General features: G+C 45.0%; 16 protein-coding genes. 6 read left to right on the top strand and 10 right to left on the bottom strand.

The genetic code is table 11. From position 1 onward, the window contains the following. Positions 1–4: 4 nt before the first annotated feature. The 6 genes from ribF to SAPGRDRAFT_RS15135 all read right to left on the bottom strand — a co-directional run bounded on the left by ribF (position 5) and on the right by SAPGRDRAFT_RS15135 (position 6,288). The gene (ribF, locus tag SAPGRDRAFT_RS15160; RefSeq protein WP_002660124.1) at positions 5–952 is read right to left on the bottom strand and encodes a riboflavin biosynthesis protein RibF; all 948 of its coding nucleotides are present in this window, start codon (positions 950–952) and stop codon (positions 5–7) included. Then, the gene (locus SAPGRDRAFT_RS15155; protein ID WP_002660123.1) at positions 953–1,564 is read right to left on the bottom strand and encodes an SH3 domain-containing protein; all 612 of its coding nucleotides are present in this window, start codon (positions 1,562–1,564) and stop codon (positions 953–955) included. Positions 1,565–1,933: 369 nt separating this feature from the next. Further along, the gene (locus SAPGRDRAFT_RS15150) at positions 1,934–4,288 is read right to left on the bottom strand and encodes a TonB-dependent receptor (protein ID WP_002660122.1); all 2,355 of its coding nucleotides are present in this window, start codon (positions 4,286–4,288) and stop codon (positions 1,934–1,936) included. 491 nt (positions 4,289–4,779) lie between these two features. After that, entirely contained in the window at positions 4,780–5,562 is a 783-nt protein-coding gene (locus SAPGRDRAFT_RS15145) for a hypothetical protein (RefSeq protein ID WP_002660121.1), read from the bottom strand. An 11-nt stretch (positions 5,563–5,573) separates the two neighbouring features. Next, positions 5,574–5,942, bottom strand: coding sequence for a hypothetical protein (locus SAPGRDRAFT_RS15140; RefSeq protein ID WP_002660120.1), 369 nt, complete (start codon positions 5,940–5,942; stop codon positions 5,574–5,576). Positions 5,943–5,946: 4 nt separating this feature from the next. Then, the gene (locus tag SAPGRDRAFT_RS15135) at positions 5,947–6,288 is read right to left on the bottom strand and encodes a hypothetical protein (protein WP_002660119.1); all 342 of its coding nucleotides are present in this window, start codon (positions 6,286–6,288) and stop codon (positions 5,947–5,949) included. Between the two features lie 231 nt (positions 6,289–6,519). Here SAPGRDRAFT_RS15135 and SAPGRDRAFT_RS15130 point away from each other — a divergent pair, with 231 nt between their 5' ends. Beyond that, complete coding sequence (locus tag SAPGRDRAFT_RS15130; protein ID WP_002660118.1) at positions 6,520–7,383, top strand: protoglobin domain-containing protein; 864 nt, start codon at positions 6,520–6,522, stop codon at positions 7,381–7,383. A gap of 68 nt (positions 7,384–7,451) precedes the next feature. Here SAPGRDRAFT_RS15130 and SAPGRDRAFT_RS15125 read toward each other — a convergent pair whose 3' ends face one another. Continuing rightward, a complete protein-coding gene (locus SAPGRDRAFT_RS15125) occupies positions 7,452–8,240 on the bottom strand; it encodes a PspA/IM30 family protein (RefSeq protein WP_002660117.1) in 789 nt (262 codons plus the stop codon). Between the two features lie 82 nt (positions 8,241–8,322). Beyond that, positions 8,323–8,715 carry a YbjN domain-containing protein gene (locus tag SAPGRDRAFT_RS15120; RefSeq protein WP_002660116.1) on the bottom strand — a complete coding sequence of 131 codons (393 nt, stop codon included), beginning with the start codon at positions 8,713–8,715 and terminating at the stop codon, positions 8,323–8,325. Positions 8,716–9,106: 391 nt separating this feature from the next. Here SAPGRDRAFT_RS15120 and SAPGRDRAFT_RS15110 point away from each other — a divergent pair, with 391 nt between their 5' ends. Together SAPGRDRAFT_RS15110 and SAPGRDRAFT_RS15105 are read left to right on the top strand one after the other, a co-directional pair. Next, positions 9,107–9,325 carry a hypothetical protein gene (locus SAPGRDRAFT_RS15110; protein ID WP_002660114.1) on the top strand — a complete coding sequence of 73 codons (219 nt, stop codon included), beginning with the start codon at positions 9,107–9,109 and terminating at the stop codon, positions 9,323–9,325. Between the two features lie 115 nt (positions 9,326–9,440). Then, on the top strand, positions 9,441–9,653 hold the full coding sequence (locus SAPGRDRAFT_RS15105; RefSeq protein WP_002660113.1) for a hypothetical protein: 213 nt from the start codon (positions 9,441–9,443) through the stop codon (positions 9,651–9,653). Positions 9,654–9,994: 341 nt separating this feature from the next. Here SAPGRDRAFT_RS15105 and SAPGRDRAFT_RS15100 read toward each other — a convergent pair whose 3' ends face one another. Next, positions 9,995–12,535, bottom strand: coding sequence for an ATP-dependent Clp protease ATP-binding subunit (locus tag SAPGRDRAFT_RS15100; protein ID WP_002660111.1), 2,541 nt, complete (start codon positions 12,533–12,535; stop codon positions 9,995–9,997). 660 nt (positions 12,536–13,195) lie between these two features. Between SAPGRDRAFT_RS15100 and SAPGRDRAFT_RS15095 the strand changes: the two genes are divergently transcribed. From SAPGRDRAFT_RS15095 to SAPGRDRAFT_RS15085, 3 genes are read left to right on the top strand one after another with little or no spacing between them, the layout of a single operon-like run. Further along, positions 13,196–14,011, top strand: a complete 816-nt coding sequence (locus SAPGRDRAFT_RS15095) for an IS5 family transposase (protein WP_002657728.1) — start codon at positions 13,196–13,198, stop codon at positions 14,009–14,011. A gap of 34 nt (positions 14,012–14,045) precedes the next feature. Beyond that, positions 14,046–14,315: an STAS domain-containing protein gene (locus SAPGRDRAFT_RS15090; RefSeq protein WP_253271342.1), complete on the top strand. Its 270-nt coding sequence runs from the start codon at positions 14,046–14,048 to the stop codon at positions 14,313–14,315. Then, the gene (locus tag SAPGRDRAFT_RS15085) at positions 14,315–15,229 is read left to right on the top strand and encodes a ribonuclease Z (RefSeq protein ID WP_002660110.1); all 915 of its coding nucleotides are present in this window, start codon (positions 14,315–14,317) and stop codon (positions 15,227–15,229) included. Before SAPGRDRAFT_RS15090 ends, SAPGRDRAFT_RS15085 begins: the two co-directional genes overlap by 1 nt. A 56-nt stretch (positions 15,230–15,285) precedes the next feature. Here SAPGRDRAFT_RS15085 and SAPGRDRAFT_RS15080 read toward each other — a convergent pair whose 3' ends face one another. Next, positions 15,286–17,454 (bottom strand): glutamine synthetase III family protein, encoded by a 2,169-nt coding sequence (locus SAPGRDRAFT_RS15080; protein ID WP_002660109.1) that lies wholly within the window; start codon positions 17,452–17,454, stop codon positions 15,286–15,288. Positions 17,455–17,695 lie beyond the last annotated feature (241 nt).

The raw sequence follows: 17,695 nt of genomic DNA, 5'->3' as shown, positions 1-17,695 counted from the left end.
TATTTTATTGTTGGGCAAAAAAGGCAAGACTATCTAGGCGATCTTGGGCCAATTGTGCCGAAAGTTGGTCCAAATTTTCAAAGCGAACATCTGCTCTTAAATATTTGAGCATTTCTACCTTGAGCTCTTGGCCGTAAAGGTCTCCCTCAAAATCAAAAATATTCATTTCGAGGCTAATACTTAATTCATTTTCTAAGGTAGGCCGCGGCCCCCGGTAGAGCATCCCCCGTTTTTTTTCGCCATTGGGCAACATCACCTGAGCCACATAAATACCTTCTGGCGGCAAGAGTTTGTAGGGGTTTTCTACAGCAATATTGGCAGTGGGAAAACCTAATTTCCGGCCCAATTGCAAGCCCTTTACTACTTTTCCAGAAAAACTATAGGGCCGCCCCAATAATTGTTGGGCTAGCATAATTTGTCCTTCCGAAATGGCTCGGCGAATTTTGGTCGAGCTCACCGCAATCTCATCCACCTCCTTTTTATCAAACTCCTTGAGTTCAAAATTGCGGCTTTTTTGTGCCTCTCGCAAAAAATGGATGTCGCCAGCCCGGCCCTTGCCAAACTTATGGTCGTAGCCAATGGCAATACAAGCAGGCTGAAAATAATGCAGTAGAAATTGGTCCAAATAATCGGCAGGACTCAAAGCAGAAAAAGCCTCTGTAAAAGGCACCACCACCAAGTTTGCAATCCCCGCCTGCTCCAAAATATCAGCTTTTTCTTCTAAGGTCGTCAGCAAACGCAAACTGCTCGATTCGCCCCTTTTTTGGGCTAAAACAATCCGTGGATGCGGATCAAAGGTTAGCAAAACTGTCTCCCCATCTCGCGCTTCAGCCAGTTGGACCAACTGCTTGATAATATGTTGATGCCCCAAATGCACTCCATCAAAAGAGCCCATGCTCAGCACCGCCCGCTTAAATTTGGGCAAAGCCTCTAGTTGGCGATAAATCTTCATCTAATTTTCCTGTTCTGTTTCGCTATTGCTATTTTCTGCTTCCTCTTCCGCTGCCGGCTCGGGCCTTGGCGCAGGTTTATTTTTGCGGTAAGGACGAACGCCCGCCCCATATACCCAGCCTTCTCGGCCATTTTTATCTCGTACTTTTACCCAAGGCTCCCGAGTAAATTCATCAACAGAAACACGCAAGCCCTGTTCAAAATCCGTCACTTCATTCAAAGAAATCAATTCCTCTCCATGCGGCAAATACCGAATCAAAGTGCTATCCAAATAAGGGCCCGTCCGAAACTTCAAGCTATCTAAAACAACATAATATTTTAACGAACTGGCAGTAGACGAGGCCCCTGCAGCCATGGCCGCCGTACTATCTACCCCCACCACTTCTGGCGCAGGCAAATTATCCGTTCGGCTACATCTCGACACCCCATACAACAAAAGCGAACCAATTAACAAGCCACCACTAATCAACTCAATGGGGCGCAAAACAGACAAAATCCCCTTTTTTTCCTTGGGGCCTTCTTCCAAATGGAGCTTGCGCTGCTGTTGCTGTTGTTTTTTGGCCTTTTCTTCGGCTCTTTTTCTTTCCCTTCTTTTCCGAGAGCTTTCTGACATATTCTCTGCAATTTTATATTTTTTAGGGGCTTCCCCTGCGGCCCTCTGGGCCTAGGGGCGGGCTGTGTCGGGGCTCGCTATTCGCTCGGCCCTGCAGTTTTTTTCGCTGCGCTCAAAAAACTTGGGTCTGCGGCTGCGCCGCCCCCCTATCCATCCCTAAGCCGATGCGGGCGCTTCGCGCCCTGCCCACCGCAAGTTTGGACCTGCGCCAAATTTACAAAAAAGATCAAGCTATTTAGAAAAATATTTAATAATGGTCCAAGCAAAAAATTAGATAAAATCATAAGCTAATGATCAATTAGTAGAAGAAAATTGGCACAAAAAAACTGCTTACTGAATTTTCAGTAAGCAGTTTTGCTAAAGATTCATTTAAAAATCTAACTCCATCGCAATCACAGGCAAAAAACCACTTTGATAAGCATTATAAATCCGATCATCTAAGTAATGATAAAATGGCTGGTACAAATTATTGAGGTTATTGCTCAAGTTTTGCACATCTAAAGAAAGCGTAAGTGAAGATTTTGTATAATTTTTTCGGTAGGCCAAACGCAAATCTAACCGATAATAAACCGGAACATCTTCATCAGATTGCCCAAGGCTATAGCCCTGACTTTCATCAAATACCATTCGGTTTTCGGCCAAAGAAGCCGCCGTATCGGCTGGCATATAACGATAGCCCCCATTGGCCAACAAACGAGCACTGCACAATAAACGCCCGCCTTTGGGCAAGGTCCATTCATAGCCCGTAGTAAAATTGGCCACAAAATTATTATCGTAACGGCTGCGATACCAATTATTATCAATTGCTCGGTAATTGGACCGAAAAAGCGAGAGAGAACTCATCAGGAAAAACCCTCTGCGAAATACTTTCTCAATGCTCATGTCTATCCCATAATTTCGGTTGGCCCCCAAAGAAGCAAGCGGAACACGGCCAAAACTCTTTCTCTGATTGTATAACCAAAAGGTACTGCCCAACGCACTACCAATAGGCTGATTGCTTCCATACTGATACCAAGCTTCTACCAATGTAGACAAATCATAGCGAAGCGCCTGCCGCCAACTCAAAATCAAATGCTGCGAGTTGGCAATTTCTAAGGTTTCATTGGGGTTGATTTTAGTTTGGGTTGCATAGGTCCCCAAAGGCAATAATTGACCATAAAGACCATAAGAAAGAGCCAACTTTGTTTTCTTGCTCGGGCGATACATCAAAGCCGTTCGAGGCTCTAGGCAATAAGTATTATTATAGCCTTGAAATAAAAAGGCGCCCCCCGCCAAAATTTGCCAACGCTTAGATAAATTCCACTGAATTTGCGCATAGCCTCTGGCCCAATAATTAAACTGCTGCCCAGTTTCCAAAAAAGTATCTAAGCGTTCTGTATTGTAGTTATAGTAATCATGATGCAAATCATACAACTGCCCATAAAGGTTTAGCCCTGTTTTTAGCCTAAATTTTTGGTCCAACTTTTTACTGTACACCCCAGAAAGGCTATACTGCTGCACCAACAAACTATTCGATTCTATACGTGTAGAATCCATAGGTGCATTATTTACATTATAGACAGTTCCGTTGACAGAAACACCAGCCGTAGCCTGAAAATAGGCCCCTCGGCCCAAAACTTCACTGTATTTTAGGCCCAAGGTTCCATTTGCTGTGCGGCTGTCAATGCTGTTATGGTCCAAACGATTGATCCAATTAGTAGAGTCTTCTTTAATGAGCCATTGCTCGGAGCCCAAGGCCCCCAAACCAAAAAAGCGGAGCTCTTTGCGGCGGTCCTTAGATTCCCAACTCAAATTAAAAGATAAATCCTGAAAAGTATTGGCCACATTAGAACGGACCACATAGAGCCCAAACTGAGAAAGCAGCCCCAAAGTAGAATAGCGATAATTAACCAAAAAACTACTCTGCCCCCTTTGAATTGGGCCCTCTGCACTAAAATCAATACCAATCAAACCAAAGCGAAAACTATAAGCTTGTTGGTTGGGGTTCCCCTTTCTAAAGTGCATATCCAAAACCGCCGATTGCGCATTGCCATATTCTGCAGCAAAACCACCAGCCGAAAAATCCGATTTATCTAAAAGCGCAATACTCAAAGCCGAAACCCCACCATTTCTACTCATTGGAGCGGCAAAGTGGCCCATCCCCAACAGCTCTACCCCCTCTAAGAAAAAAGTTTGGGTGGCGGTGGGATTTCCCCGAATAATCATGTCGGCATTATTGTCCCAATAAGATTGCACAGCCGGAAAACTACGTGCCATTCGGCTAGGGTCGTTAATTGATCCAGGGTAACGCTGCGTTTCCTCCACATTAAAGGAGCGAGTAGAAACAACAGAAAAGCTATTCAATGGACGGTTTTCTCTAAAATCATCGCCCCATTTCAAATCTTTTTGGGCCTCCATACTGGCTTCTAGATAAGCGGGCTTAGAAGAGCGCAAAACGATATTATCTGTATAAAACGTCCGATAGCCTGCCTTTTGGGCTTTTAGCGTTTGCCGCCCCAAAGGCACTCGGTCCAAACGAAAATAGCCATCGGCATCTGAGCTAGTAGAAATAATTGGGTAACTGTCTTCTACAAAAACAATTACCCCCCCTAAGGGTTCTAGTGTTTCTGCATCTATGAGTAAGCCCTCTATCAACTGGCTACCGCTGCTCTTATTGGCCTTTTTTTGGCCCCAGGCAACTGTTAGCAAGCTCAAAAGCAGCAAACTTAAGTAATACTTCTTCATAATGTAGGTGTTCTGTTAGGGGAGATTGGCTAGAGAAAGGGGCGTTGGGAATTTAGTAGTTTATGACAAAAATACTGTCGTATAGGAACTGCTATATTTGTTTTTTTTAAGATTTTTTCAAGCTATACCTCAACCTGCATCATATTTTGTTTTTCTAGTTCTTAGGTTCTGTAAAATAAAATATTTTTTGTTCTTCTCTCTACTAAGACTTTATTCTTAGGCTTCTGCTCGGCCATAAGGGGCAAGAAAGAGTGCCCATGGCCCAGCGCTGCGCAGCCGTGGCCCGCAGGGCCAGACCCAGTTTTTTGAGCGCAGCGAAAAAAACGCAGGGCCGAGCAGACCTGCGAGCGGCGACAACAAGGACTTTAGTCCGCAGTTCGACGACCGAAGGGAGTAACCATAGCGGCGGCCGAGCTAGGCAAAGCCTAGGTTGGCCGCGGGCCCCAAAACATAAAAAAAGAGAGCAAACAAATTGTCTACTCTCTATTATCTTATCGTTTGACCAGCAAGCCCTGTTTGAAGCTGAGGAAGAGGTGGCGCATCTCTCGGAGCTCGGCGCCAATGCCTAAAATTTTCCATTCATTTTGATAGACCAGCAAAAGCAAGAGCTCGCGATTGTAGCGGGCGGCCTGCGGGTGATTGCAGCTAATGGGGAGTAAAAGGGCCTTTTCTTCTTTAAATTCGGTGGCATAATCGGGCCAAGCCTGTAGGCTCCAGCGGTAGAGCGCTCGGAGGCGGCAAAATTCTTCTACGGCCAAGCCACCGGGGCCGGCCAAATTATGATTAAAGGCCTTAGAGCAGCAGCGGGCCTCTAGGCCGGGCATATCTTCCTCCGTCAAAAGGCGTTCAAAATGGCTTAAAAAATCACCAACTGCCTCTTCGGCTAGGGGCAAATCAACTGTTTTTTCGGTTTCCTCTTCTTGCTCAGCGCCCAAAGTTTTTAGCGCTTCGGCGGCGGCAGATTCGGCGGCGGCCCAAATTTTCAGGCCAGCGGCTTTTTCTACCAAAAGGAGCCAAAGGCTATCATTGTAGCGTTCATTTTGGCCCAGATAAAACTCCACCTCTACTAAAAGTTGATGTTCATTGAGGCGTTCTTCTTCACCTAGGCGGATAGCATCGCCTAGTTCTAGGCAGCTGTGAAAGAAGTCGGCAGCCGATAAAAAAGGGGCATCTTCTAGGGCATCATTGGCCCAAAGTTGTTGAAAGAGGGCCAAATTTTGGCACTGCAGACAGAGTTGAAATTGCTCTAACCAGGCAGAGGAGGAAGTAGACATATAGGCTATTTTTAATGAGATGGGACCGTGTGTTGCATACGTTCTTGTAGGCGAAGCAGCTCTGGGCATTGTTCGGCCTGTTGTTGTTCAAACTGTCGGATGAGCAGTTCTCGGTTTTGGCGATTGAGTTTTTGCTCTAGTTCTTGCAAGAGTTGCTCGCCCCCTAGGCAGGCCACATTTTCGGCCACTTTGAGTTGCATACTATCTAAGAGTTGCAATTTTTGGCCGGGGCTATTTTGCTGCTCGAGGCTATCGTAAAGTGGCAAAAGTACTCGATTACAATCGCACCAATCTTTGGCCAAATGCCGTGCGAGCTCATCTGGAGAGGGCTGGCAGGCCGTTAGAGTTAGGGCAAAAATGGAAAAAAAAAGAGGGCGCATAAATTTAGCGGAGTTTGGTCAGTAATTGGGCCAAATTGGGGCAACTAGCCGCAATGGCTTCCTCTAATTGGCCCTCAAATAAGGCGCGTTCTCGGGCGGGCAATTCGCGCAAGCTCATTTGCATCCCATTAAAATCGGCACACTGATGAAAGCTTTTGAAAGCGGTAAGGTACTGGCCTCGAGCAGCCGTTTTTGGAGCTGCCCGAAAAGCCGCCTCTTTGGCAATCAGTTCGGCACTTTCGGCACAATCGCAAACTTTTTTGGCCGCTTCTTGGGGCTGGGGCAGCTCTTGAGTAGGGCCCAAAAAACTAAGGGCAAAGAGCAACTGAACTAAGGTAGACAACATAATACTTTAATTTAAGATAGCCGATTTTTAGCTGGGCTATTGGATGAGAAGAACAAAAATAATAAATCGAAGGCATTTAGTCGAAAACAAAGGGTAGTTCATAGAAAACTAGCTATTTTCTATCTCAAAATAGTACCCCAAGCAAGACAATTAGCTCTTTAAGTTGTTAAAGGTGAATAGAGCTATTTCGCCAATAATCAGGATAGTACCTATTTTATATAAAACCATAATATGCAGACTTTTACAGCCGAAGCCTACAAGCTCCATTTCTATATTAGCCAAGAGACTTTGGAGCAAATTCGTTCTGTTAGTCCCCAAATCAGCCCCCAACTTCCTCAACTGATTGATACCTTTTACGAGCGTATGCTCAGCCACCGCAAATTTGCGGCCTACTATGAATCGGAGGCCCAAATTGAGCGCCTCAAAAGCCTACACCTAGGGTATTGGCAGAGCTTTTGGGCGGCAGAGGTAGACGATCGTTACATTCAGGACCGAAAGCGAATTGGCGAGGTGCATGCTCGGGTAGGTTTGCCTATGGACCTTTATTATGATGGCATTATTCTCTTTTCTCATTTGTTTAAGGCCCTGTTTCGTCAAGAAAAAATTGCTTCCTTTGATTTATTGAGCGCCTATGATGAATTACTCAATCTAGATACTGCTTTGGTCGTAGATCGCTACAATTCTATTTCTAATGAGGTCTTAGAATTGCAAAACGCATCTTTATCGACCCCTGTTGCTCAAATTTGGGAAGAAATTCTCTTTTTGCCAATTGTGGGCATTATGGATTCTAAACGATCTAAGGATATTATGGAAACCGTTTTGGGCCAAATTGCCGAAAAGCAGGCCAAGGTTTTTATTTTAGACATTAGTGGAGTGGCCATTATGGATACCGCCGTGGCCAATCACCTCCTCAAAATTAGCAAAGCCAGCCGACTGATGGGTTGCCGCTGCATTTTATCGGGCATTTCTCCAGCCGTGGCCCAAACTATTGTAGAGCTGGGCATTCAATTAGATGAAATTGAAACCAGCGGCAGCATGAAAGAAGCCCTTACTTCCGCCTTTGAAATTTCGGGCCTTCACATTACCGCCTACTAAAACAAAAAAAAGTCGCTTTCCAGTTATTGGAAAGCGACTCCTTTATTTAAGCAATAGGCAGCTCTTTATTAAGCCCCCTTGCTTTTGTCATCCACCTCAATTTTAATGGTCACATCGCTTTTTTCCTTAATTTCGATGCGTTCCTCCTGAGCGGGCATCATACCCATTTTGCGCTTAAGATCATCCAAAGCTGCAGAAGCAGTAACGGTAGGATCATTGAGTGCAGTATCAATTTCGTCGTCAATGGTTTTGCTCTCATCGGCCATATCGCCATAAGCCTCCGCCAAAGACTCTTGCTCTTCTACTTTCTCCTTCATACGCTCTAGCATACTCATGGTTCCAGAAGAGTCAATATTAGTCAATTGTTTGTTGAGTTTGGTGGTTGCCTTACTCACTTTATCACGAGCTTCTAGGCTGCGCAATTCGTTCTCCCATTTAGCAACTTGGCTCTTGAGCGCACGAATTTTGCCCTCCATAGTCGTTACCATACCGTCATACTTCTTCTTATTCTGAAGAGCAGTTTGGTACAACTTGAGGTTTTCTTCACGACGAGCCAAAGCCTCTGTTGCTAAACGCTCAGCCTCAGCCGCGTCCATTTGTCCAGATTGGCCCCTTTTCAACAAAGCCATCGCTTTCTTTTCGTAATCGTCTGCATTTTGCTTGTAAGTTTGTACTTCGCGGTTGGTACGAATAGCAATCGCTTTTACCTCCGCCAAACTTTGTAGGCTCTTGTCTAGGTCCGTTTTCAAATCGCGAATCCCCTGCTTCGTCATTTTGATGGGATTCTCTAGTTTATCAAGGGCAGAGTTGGCTTCGGCTTTACCAAGGCGGAACAAGCGCTTCAAAAATTGCCACATAGGTCAGATAGTTTAATTGATAGAAGAAGAGCGTTTAAGGCGCTCACTTAGATAAGATGATAAATAAAGGGAAAAAGTTCAATTATTTGGCCGCTACGTCCATAAATTCTTCAGCATGCTCCACCAAAGCAATCGCCATGGCGTTAATTGAAGACTCCAATTCGTTGCGATCCAAATTCTCTAGGGCCAAAGTGTCGCGGAAAAGTACCCGACGCCCCTCCTCATCCAAAACAAAGGCGCCATGAATGAGTTCGCGGTTAATCTGTAACAAACGCTTCAAAAATGCAGCGTCTTTTTCCTCAATATCAAAAATATGCTGCTCCATAACAAGGACATCGCCCTCGCAATCCAGCATTAGGTTACAAATACCCTGATTTTCATTGTTTACTACAAAGATACTATCCTCTACGCTTTCATGGCTAATTTCATGGCCCATATCCAGCAGATAATTCTTCACTTTCTCAAAGCTATTCATAGGGATGCGGTTATTGTGATTGAATATGATAGTCAGTCGCTCTTGCTCCTGCGCTTTGGCTAATATAGTAGATTTTCGTCGGACTATCAAAGTTAGATTTACAAAATAATACGCTTTTAATACTTCTTTTTTATTATTTTTTGGGCCCTCCGCTAAATATAATGCTGCAGCGGTTACTCCCTCCGGTCGTCGAACTGCGCCCTAAAGACCTTCTTGTCGTTTCACAGCTCGCTGCTGTTTTGGGGCCTCCCGCCTGCGGCGGGCGCTACGTTTCGCAGCTCGCTGTTCGCTCGGCCCTTCAGCAGCAAAGCTGCTTTGGTCTGGCCCTTGCGGGCCACTGCTGCACATCGCTAGGCCGGCTCGACGAGCTAAACAAAAAAAGAGCTTCAAAATGACTAAAGATAAAAACGAATCCCCCATGGACTGGCTAAAGAAAATGGAGGCTAAAGGGGAACAACTACTTTCTAAAATGACGGCAGAAGAAATTGAAGAATTTAAGCGAGCCAGCAAGGATTTAACCGACCGAATGCACTTTGAGCATTTCGGTTGCTTGCCAGGAGAAGATCCCCCCGAGGATGTGATTCCTTGGGGAAGTGGGTTGGAAGAGTAAGCCCCCCCACAACAAGAAACAAAACCAATTTGAGGTCTTGTTTAAGCTATGGATAAGATTTTATCCTATAGGGTGGATGAGCAAACTATTGTGTTAAAATTAAAAGAGCTTTGAGATGGCAGAAGAGAAAAAAAAGAAGAGTAAGATACAAGAGTACAGAGAGTTGGGAGAACGGCTACTTTCTAAAATGACTGCAGAAGAAATTGAAGAATTTAAGCGTGCCAGTAAGGATTTAACCGACCGAATGCACTTTGAGCATTTCGGTTGCTTGCCAGGAGAAGATCCCCCAGAGGATGTTATTCCTTGGGGAAGTGGACTGGAAGAGTAGGCCATACTTTCAATGGGATCTTTAGAGAATAGAAAAAGCCCTCCATTTTGGAGGGCTTTTTTGATTTTAAACTTTTTATTCTGGAGCATTATGCCTTTCAGTCGTCGAACTTCGGTCTAAAGACCTTGTTGTCGTTCCGCAGCTCGCTGCTGTTTTGGGGCCTCCCGCCTGCGGCGGGCGCTACGTTTCACAGCTCGCTATTCGCTCGGCCCTTCAGCCCTTCGGGCTTTGGTCTGGCCCTTGCGGGCCACTGCTGCACATCGCTAGGCCGGCTCGACGAGCTAAACAAAAAAAGAGCTAGCAAATATTTGCTAGCTCTTTTGCGCTTGGCCCAACTGGACCTATTTGCTTTCTTTTTCAGAGAAAATGCTAATCACTACCTCTTGCTCTTTGCTTAAAGAAGCTTCTAGCAAACTGCCTTCTGCCAATTCCTTCTTATGGTTAAGGATAAACTCCGCCAAAGGATCTTCCAAGTACTTTTGAATCGCTCTGTTCAATGGACGAGCGCCAAACTGCGGATCGTAGCCTTTTTCAGCCAAAAAGTCTTTGGCCTCATCGGTCAATTGCAATTTGTAGCCTAGCTCTTCTACTCGCTTGTACAAGTTTTTCAAACTCAAATCAATGATGCTGAAGATTTCTTCTTTACCCAAAGAGTTAAAGACAATCACATCATCAATACGGTTCAAAAACTCAGGAGAGAAGGTCCGCTTAAGTGCATTTTGAATCACGCCCTTGGCTTCATCTGCCGCAGCTTCTTCTCTGGCCTTAGTAGAAAAACCAACTCCAGTTCCAAAGTCCTTCAAGCGACGAACCCCAACATTCGAGGTCATGATGATCAAAGTATTTTTAAAGTCTACTTTGCGGCCCAAACCATCGGTTAGTTGGCCATCATCCAATACCTGCAACAAGATATTAAAGATATCGGGATGCGCCTTTTCAATCTCATCCAGAAGAATGACAGAATAAGGCTTTCGACGAACTTTCTCCGTCAATTGTCCCCCTTCTTCATATCCTACGTAGCCCGGAGGCGCTCCAATAAGACGGCTCACAGAGAATTTCTCCATGTATTCACTCATATCAATGCGGATCAAGGCATCTTCTGAGTCAAACATCTGCCGAGCCAATACTTTGGCCAATTCTGTTTTACCGACCCCAGTTGGACCGAGGAAAATAAAGGTTCCAATGGGCTTGTTCGGATCTTTAAGGCCTACGCGGTTCCGCTGAATGGCTTTGGTGATCTTCACAATGGCTTCATCCTGACCAATTACATTATCCTTGAGGTCTTGACCCATACTCAATAGCTTGACGCTTTCGCTTTCGGCTACATTGCTTACGGGAATTCCGGTCATCATAGACACCACCTCGGCAATGTCTTCAATAGTTACAGGATAACGCTTGCTCTTTGACTCTTCCTCCCAATCTATGCGGGCCTGATCTAGCTGATGAATCAACTTAGACTCGCTATCGCGGAAGTTTGCCGCTTTTTCATATTCTTGGTCTCGAACAGCTTGGTTCTTTTCTTCTTTTACTTTTTCAATCTCGGCCTCTAGCTCCATAATGTGCTTGGGCACATGGATGTTTTTGAGGTGTACACGAGCGCCTACCTCATCCATGACATCAATGGCCTTATCGGGCAAGAAACGATCAGAGATATAGCGGTTAGAAAGCTTTACGCAAGCCTCTAGGGTTTCATCTGTATATTCTACATGATGGAAGGCCTCATATTTTTCCCGAATATTGCTCAAGATATGAATTGCTTCTTCTGGAGAAGGCGGCTCGATGATTACTTTTTGGAAGCGGCGATCTAGAGCGCCATCTTTTTCAATATACTGTCGGTACTCATCCAAGGTAGAGGCACCAATACATTGGAGTTCTCCACGAGCGAGAGCAGGCTTAAAGATATTAGAAGCATCTAGAGAGCCTGTTGCTCCACCAGCGCCGACAATGGTATGAATTTCATCAATAAAGAGGATGACATCTCTAGATTTTTCTAGTTCCGTCATAATAGCCTTCATGCGCTCTTCAAACTGTCCGCGATATTTGGTCCCTGCTACCAAAGCAGCTAGGTCCAGCATCACAATACGCTTATCAAAGAGTGTTCTAGACACTTTGCGCTGTTGGATACGAAGGGCCAAACCCTCTACAACAGCTGTTTTTCCTACCCCAGGTTCTCCAATGAGGATGGGGTTATTCTTTTTACGGCGAGACAAAATTTGCGAAAGGCGTTCAATTTCCTTTTCGCGGCCAATAATGGGGTCCAATTTATCTTCCTCGGCCAATTTGGTAATATCTCGGCCAAAGTTATCGAGTACGGGAGTATGTGATTTGCCCTTGGCGGCTCCGGCAGCGGCACGGCCACGGTTGCCTCGGCTACCTCCTTCTTCCTCAAATTCATCTTCTCCGCCTGCGGCATCTAGCAAATTGGGATTACTTTCGGCTAGTAAATAATCTAGCTCTGCCTTATAACCATCATAATCAATCTCGAACTCCTGTAAAACACGAGCGGCTAGATTTTCGGGATACTTAAGGAGTGAAAGCAAAATATGCTCGGTGCCGACCAATTCATTTTTCATGCGTTTGGCCTCTAAAAAGGTAATTTTAAGCACCTTTTCGGCTTGGCGAGTAAGGGGCAGATTGCCTACAGTGTAAGAAGGGCGTTCTCTGCGTTGTGTTTTCTGGACAGAATCTTCAATGGCTTGGCGTAATTCAGAGACGTCCAAATCTAAAGATTGGAGGACGGCAACGGCCAGGCTCTGTTCATCCTGAAGGATACCAAGCAAAAGGTGTTCGGTTCCAATTTGGTCGTGTCCAAAGCGAAGGGCTTCTTCTCTAGAGAAAGAAATGACCTCTTTGACTTTGGGAGAAAAGCGATTATCAGGCATATTCAAACTAAGGTTATTTTCTAAAATTGGGTGTATAAGGGCAATTGGCCTCACTTTTATAAACGCAAGCTGCTTTAAAAAGATTTGGCCATCTGTCTTGACTGTCCAATATTAAAGATTATTTTCTGAAATCGAAAGAATTTATTTTTATTTTAGGCCCTATACTTTTGAGAGCTTTGGTCCTTTTTGGGGGTTTTGCAGGCGGCGAAGCCGCCGCAGGCCTAGCGATGTGCAGCAGTGGCCGTTAGGCCAGACCGAGCCGCTGAAAGCGGCGAAGGGCCGAGCGAATAGCGAGCTGCGAAACGTAGCGCCGCAAGGCGAAGCCGCAGCGGAGGCCCCAAATCCTTAAAAGCAGAAAAGACAAAAAAGGGTCCATAATGGCCAAAAATGGCTAGATTTTTATAGAAAAGGCCCTAATATTGAATAGAACCAGAAAAGAAAATAGACCATGAAATACGCAGTAGAAAAGTCAGAAGAGTACGCTCTAGTCAGCCTTCAGGAGGAAAATTTGAATTCTTTGAAAGCCCCTGAACTAAAATCGGAATTGATTCTGTGAGCTTGTTTAAATTTTTTAGTCAGCAGCTAGACTAAGGCAAAAAAAAATGCTGCAAAGCGCTTATTATTGTTGATTACGACAAAAACAAAAAAAGGCTTTGCAACATGGTTGTGAATTTATCAAAAGAATTTATTACGGAAAAAATATTAGCATTTTTTCCCGAAAAAAAATTGGCTCGAAAAACCAAAGCGCCTCTGTGGCAAATTGTTAAAGCGATAATTTATAGGCTTAAAACAGGTTGTCAGTGGAGAGAATTACCGATACAATCTTTTTTTGACGAAGTTCTAATTTGCTGGCAAACAGTATATTACTACTTCAATAGCTGGTCCGAGTCTGGTATTTGGCAAAAAGTGTGGATCCAATTTCTAGCCCATGAAAAATCTTGTTTAGATTTATCTAGTATACAGCTTGACGGAAGTCATACCCCAGCGAAAAGAGGGGGCGAAGCTGTGGGTTATCAGGGCCGAAAAAAGTCCAAAACCACAAATGCTCTCTTTCTCACAGATAAAAATGGGCTGCCAATCGCTATGTCTCCGCCTTTTGCGGGAAACCATAATGATTTGTTTGAAATCGAGAGTCATTTCCAAAAAATGCTTGCCGATCTGCAGCTTTCAGACATCTCTCCTGATGGTTTATTTATGAATGCTGATGCAGGGTTTGATAGCAAAAAACTTAGAGAAAACTGCCAAAAAATGGGCATTATCCCTAATATTGACCACAACAAAAGAAATAGAAAAAAAGCTTATTATCAAGATATTATAGATGAGGAACTTTACAAAGAACGCTTTTCTGTTGAGCGAACTAACGCATGGATTGACGCATTCAAAATTTTACTCATTCGTTTTGAAAGAAAAGCCGACAACTGGGCGAGTCTACACTATTTAGCCTTTATACTTATTTTCCTAAAACGAAATTTTTAAACAAACTCTGTTGAAGAATGCCGGAAACAAAAATTTGATCTTGGATTTGTCGGCAGTGAAGTATGTCGATTCGTCTGGATTGAGTGCCATTTTGACAGGCAACCGTTTGTGGACGGAAGAGGGGGGGCAGTTTGTGCTTACGGGCGTAGAGCACCCCAGTGTAAAAACCTTGATTAGCATTTCGCGTTTAGATAGCGTTTTGGACATTAAGGAGAATTTGGAACAGGCTGTAAAATGGGTAATGATGCAGGCCCTGCGTTCTCAGTTAGAAAATGAAACGCCAGCAGAAGAAGACGAAGTATAATGATGCGTTTTGAAGTGAGCATTTTGGGCAGCAATGCGGCCCTACCTACTTATAATAGTTTTACCTCTGCCCAATTTTTGAATATTCGGGAGCATTATTGCCTGATTGATTGTGGGGAGGGTTGTCAGATTTCGGTGCAGCGTTATCAGCTGAAGGCCTTTCAGATTAAGGATATTTTCATTAGTCATTTGCATGGAGATCATGTTTTGGGCTTAATGGGTTTATTGATGTCTTTTGGCTTGAATCAGCGAAAAAAGAAGCTGCGGCTGTATGGCCCCAAAGGGATTCGGGAGTGGGTGGAGGTCCAAATGCGCCTAATGAATGCTTACTTGAGTTATCCTTTGGAAATTCGGGAATGTGATTCGGAGCGATCGGAGCTTTTACTCGACAGCCCTAGTTTTCAGGTTTTTAGTTTGCCTTTGGCGCATCGGGTGGCTTGTCAGGGTTTTCTTTTTAAGGAAAAGCCGGCGCATCCGAATATGCGTAAGGATCGGATTTTAGAGTTGGAGATTCCCTTTCGGCAGATTCCAGCTATTAAAGCGGGTGGAGGATTTACCGATGCCGAGGGTAAATTTTGGCCGCATGAAGAATTATGCACGCCTCCTCCCCCGCCCCGTACTTATGCTTATTGTTCTGATACGGCTTTTCATCCGCCTTTGGCGGAGCTCATTCGGGGCGTAGATTTGCTGTATCATGAGGCTACATTTTTGCATAATTTATTGGAGAATGCAAAAAAGACGGGACATAGCACCGCCAAGCAGGCTGGAGAAATGGCCAAATTGGCCCAGGTCAAAAAGCTATTGATTGGGCATTTTTCTACTCGCTACCAAGATAAAAAAGTGCTTTTAGAAGAAGCCCAAAGCGAATTTGCCGAAACGGCTGCTGCCGAAGAAGGCAAAACCTATAGCGTTTAAAGCAAAAAGCGGATCCACTGAAGTGGATCCGCTTTTTTTTGGCCTATTTACGAGTTTTAGCTCATAAACATCATTTCGCGATATTTCAAGAAAGGCCATTCTTGATCATCAACCAAACCTTCTAACTGATCAGAAACCACACGGATTTCATCCATCAAAGGTTTTACCTCATTACAATAAGTATGGGCCATTTCTTCGGCCTCTAGTTGGCCTGCTTGCACACGAAGTTGCTTCATGGCATAGGCCTTTGTTTTCAGGGCCGAAATTCCCTCTGAAAGCTCGGCGAGCAACTCTTTTTGAGCGGCATAGCTACTTTCCTCTAAGCCCAATTGTTTGAGCTGTAAGGCATTTTGGGCCAAGCTATTTTGGTAGCGAACGGCAGCGGGAATCACTTGATTCACCACCATTTCGGCCAAAATTCTCGATTCAATTTGCAGTTGCAAGGCATAGCTTTCTAAGCGGACCTCCAAATGGGCGGCCAACTCTTCTTCAGAAAGTACCTTGGTGCTGGTAAATAGCGCCTTGGCCTTATCGGTAGCATAAGCAGTAAGGGCTTCTGGAGTGGTCATAAAGTTATTCAACCCCCGACTTTTTGCCTCTTCTTTCCATTCATCGCTATAGTTATCGCCTTCAAAACGGATAGGTTTCGACTCAATAATGTAGCGCTTGATGACTTGCAAAATAGCCGACTGCTGCGATTGTCCCGCTGCTTTTAGGCTAGCCACATCCGCATAGAAGTTTTCTAACTGCTGGCCCATAATGCTATTCATAATGGTCATTGGGCCGGCACAGTTGGCCGTAGAGCCTACCATCCGAATCTCAAATTTGTTTCCAGTAAAGGCAAAGGGAGAAGTTCGGTTGCGGTCGGTATTATCCTTTTCTAGATCTGGAATTTTGCTCAGCAAAGAGAACACCCGACTCACTTCGGCCTCGGTGCTATCGCCCTCTTCAATGGCATCTAAAACCTTAGTTAAGGCCTCTCCAATGAAGACGGAAATAATAGCGGGAGGCGCTTCATTGGCGCCCAATCGGTGGTCGTTAGAAGCAGAGGCAATACTGGCCCGCAACAAATCTGCATGCTCATATACAGCCCGAATGGTATTGACGAAAAAGGCCAGAAACTGTAGGTTTTTGCCAGGATTTTTGCCAGGAGACAAGAGGTTTTTGCCCGTATCTGTAGCAATAGACCAGTTGTTGTGCTTGCCCGAGCCATTCACATTGGCATAGGGTTTTTCATGCAAAAGCACACGAAGCTTGTGTCGGCGCGCAATGCGGTCCATCAAATCCATCAACAATTGGTTGTGGTCTACCGCCACATTGATTTCCTCATATTGAGGAGCCAACTCATACTGAGAAGGGGCCACCTCATTGTGGCGAGTGCGCACGGGAATCCCCAATTTATGGCATTCTACCTCCAAATCACGCATATAAGCATAGGCTCGCTCTGGAATAGAACCAAAATAGTGGTCATCTAATTGCTGCCCCTTGGGCGCCGAACGGCCCAAAAGCGTGCGGCCCGTAAAGCGCAAATCGGGACGAGCCTCATAAAGTGCCTCATCGATCAAAAAATACTCTTGCTCCCAGCCCAAGGTGGCATAGACCTTTTGTACGGCAGGATCAAAAAGCTGACACACCTTTACCGCCGCCTTTTCTAAGCAAGATTGCGATTTGAGCAAAGGCAATTTATAGTCTAGTGATTGCCCCCCATAGGTGACAAAAATAGTTGGAATACAAAGTGTCTTATCATCTCCTACCTCTAAAATAAAAGCGGGAGAACTGGGATCCCAGGCGGTATATCCACGAGCCTCAAAAGTAGAGCGCAAGCCTCCGCCGGGGAAGCTAGAGCCATCGGGTTCTTGTTGGACAAGCGCCTCGCCTCTAAACTCTTCAATAGCGGCGCCTTGGCCATCTAAAGTAAAGAAAGAGTCGTGTTTTTCAGCCGTTCGGCCAGTAAGGGGTTGAAACCAGTGTGCATAATGCGTCACGCCTTTAGAACTGGCCCAATTGCGCATTGCGTCGGCAATGTGGTCGGCAGTTTCACGGTCTAGGTTTTCCCCAGATTCAATAGTTTGGATGACTTGTTTGTAAATCCGGGCTGGCAAAAATTCTTGCATGGCTTTTTTGCCAAAAACCTGGCTAGCAAAATAGTCTGAAATACGGCTGCTAGGCGTTTGTACGGGGGTATTTTCGCGGGCTAGCAGACTTTCTAATGCGGAAAAACGCATGGATTTACTCATAATAATAGAGTGCTAAATTTACAGGGTCAAACGGGCTCTCTTGGTCCATCGAAAATGCTTTTCTGAGTTCCTGATGGAGCTTGGGAACTGCTCTCCCCTCATTTTTGATTAAAAGTTACTCTTTTTTATTGTTAGCTGTTTTTTCTTTTTTTGGGGCCTCCGCTGCGGCTTCGCCTTGCGGCGCTACGTTTCGGGGCTCGCAGGTCTGCTCGGCCCTGCGCCGCCTTTG

Origin of the sequence: Saprospira grandis DSM 2844 (assembly GCF_000275825.1) — a bacterium.
Lineage (GTDB): Bacteria > Bacteroidota > Bacteroidia > Chitinophagales > Saprospiraceae > Saprospira > Saprospira grandis_A.
This window is presented reverse-complemented; position numbering and strand designations above follow the sequence as displayed.

Excerpts from the sequence above, each read along its gene's own strand:
- ribF (WP_002660124.1), bottom strand. The coding sequence starts at position 952 with ATGAAGATTTATCGCCAACTAGAGGCTTTGCCCAAATTTAAGCGGGCG.
- SAPGRDRAFT_RS15155 (WP_002660123.1), bottom strand. The coding sequence starts at position 1,564 with ATGTCAGAAAGCTCTCGGAAAAGAAGGGAAAGAAAAAGAGCCGAAGAA.
- SAPGRDRAFT_RS15150 (WP_002660122.1), bottom strand. The coding sequence starts at position 4,288 with ATGAAGAAGTATTACTTAAGTTTGCTGCTTTTGAGCTTGCTAACAGTT.
- SAPGRDRAFT_RS15145 (WP_002660121.1), bottom strand. The coding sequence starts at position 5,562 with ATGTCTACTTCCTCCTCTGCCTGGTTAGAGCAATTTCAACTCTGTCTG.
- SAPGRDRAFT_RS15140 (WP_002660120.1), bottom strand. The coding sequence starts at position 5,942 with ATGCGCCCTCTTTTTTTTTCCATTTTTGCCCTAACTCTAACGGCCTGC.
- SAPGRDRAFT_RS15135 (WP_002660119.1), bottom strand. The coding sequence starts at position 6,288 with ATGTTGTCTACCTTAGTTCAGTTGCTCTTTGCCCTTAGTTTTTTGGGC.
- SAPGRDRAFT_RS15130 (WP_002660118.1), top strand. The coding sequence starts at position 6,520 with ATGCAGACTTTTACAGCCGAAGCCTACAAGCTCCATTTCTATATTAGC.
- SAPGRDRAFT_RS15125 (WP_002660117.1), bottom strand. The coding sequence starts at position 8,240 with ATGTGGCAATTTTTGAAGCGCTTGTTCCGCCTTGGTAAAGCCGAAGCC.
- SAPGRDRAFT_RS15120 (WP_002660116.1), bottom strand. The coding sequence starts at position 8,715 with ATGAATAGCTTTGAGAAAGTGAAGAATTATCTGCTGGATATGGGCCAT.
- SAPGRDRAFT_RS15110 (WP_002660114.1), top strand. The coding sequence starts at position 9,107 with ATGACTAAAGATAAAAACGAATCCCCCATGGACTGGCTAAAGAAAATG.
- SAPGRDRAFT_RS15105 (WP_002660113.1), top strand. The coding sequence starts at position 9,441 with ATGGCAGAAGAGAAAAAAAAGAAGAGTAAGATACAAGAGTACAGAGAG.
- SAPGRDRAFT_RS15100 (WP_002660111.1), bottom strand. The coding sequence starts at position 12,535 with ATGCCTGATAATCGCTTTTCTCCCAAAGTCAAAGAGGTCATTTCTTTC.
- SAPGRDRAFT_RS15095 (WP_002657728.1), top strand. The coding sequence starts at position 13,196 with ATGGTTGTGAATTTATCAAAAGAATTTATTACGGAAAAAATATTAGCA.
- SAPGRDRAFT_RS15085 (WP_002660110.1), top strand. The coding sequence starts at position 14,315 with ATGATGCGTTTTGAAGTGAGCATTTTGGGCAGCAATGCGGCCCTACCT.
- SAPGRDRAFT_RS15080 (WP_002660109.1), bottom strand. The coding sequence starts at position 17,454 with ATGCGTTTTTCCGCATTAGAAAGTCTGCTAGCCCGCGAAAATACCCCC.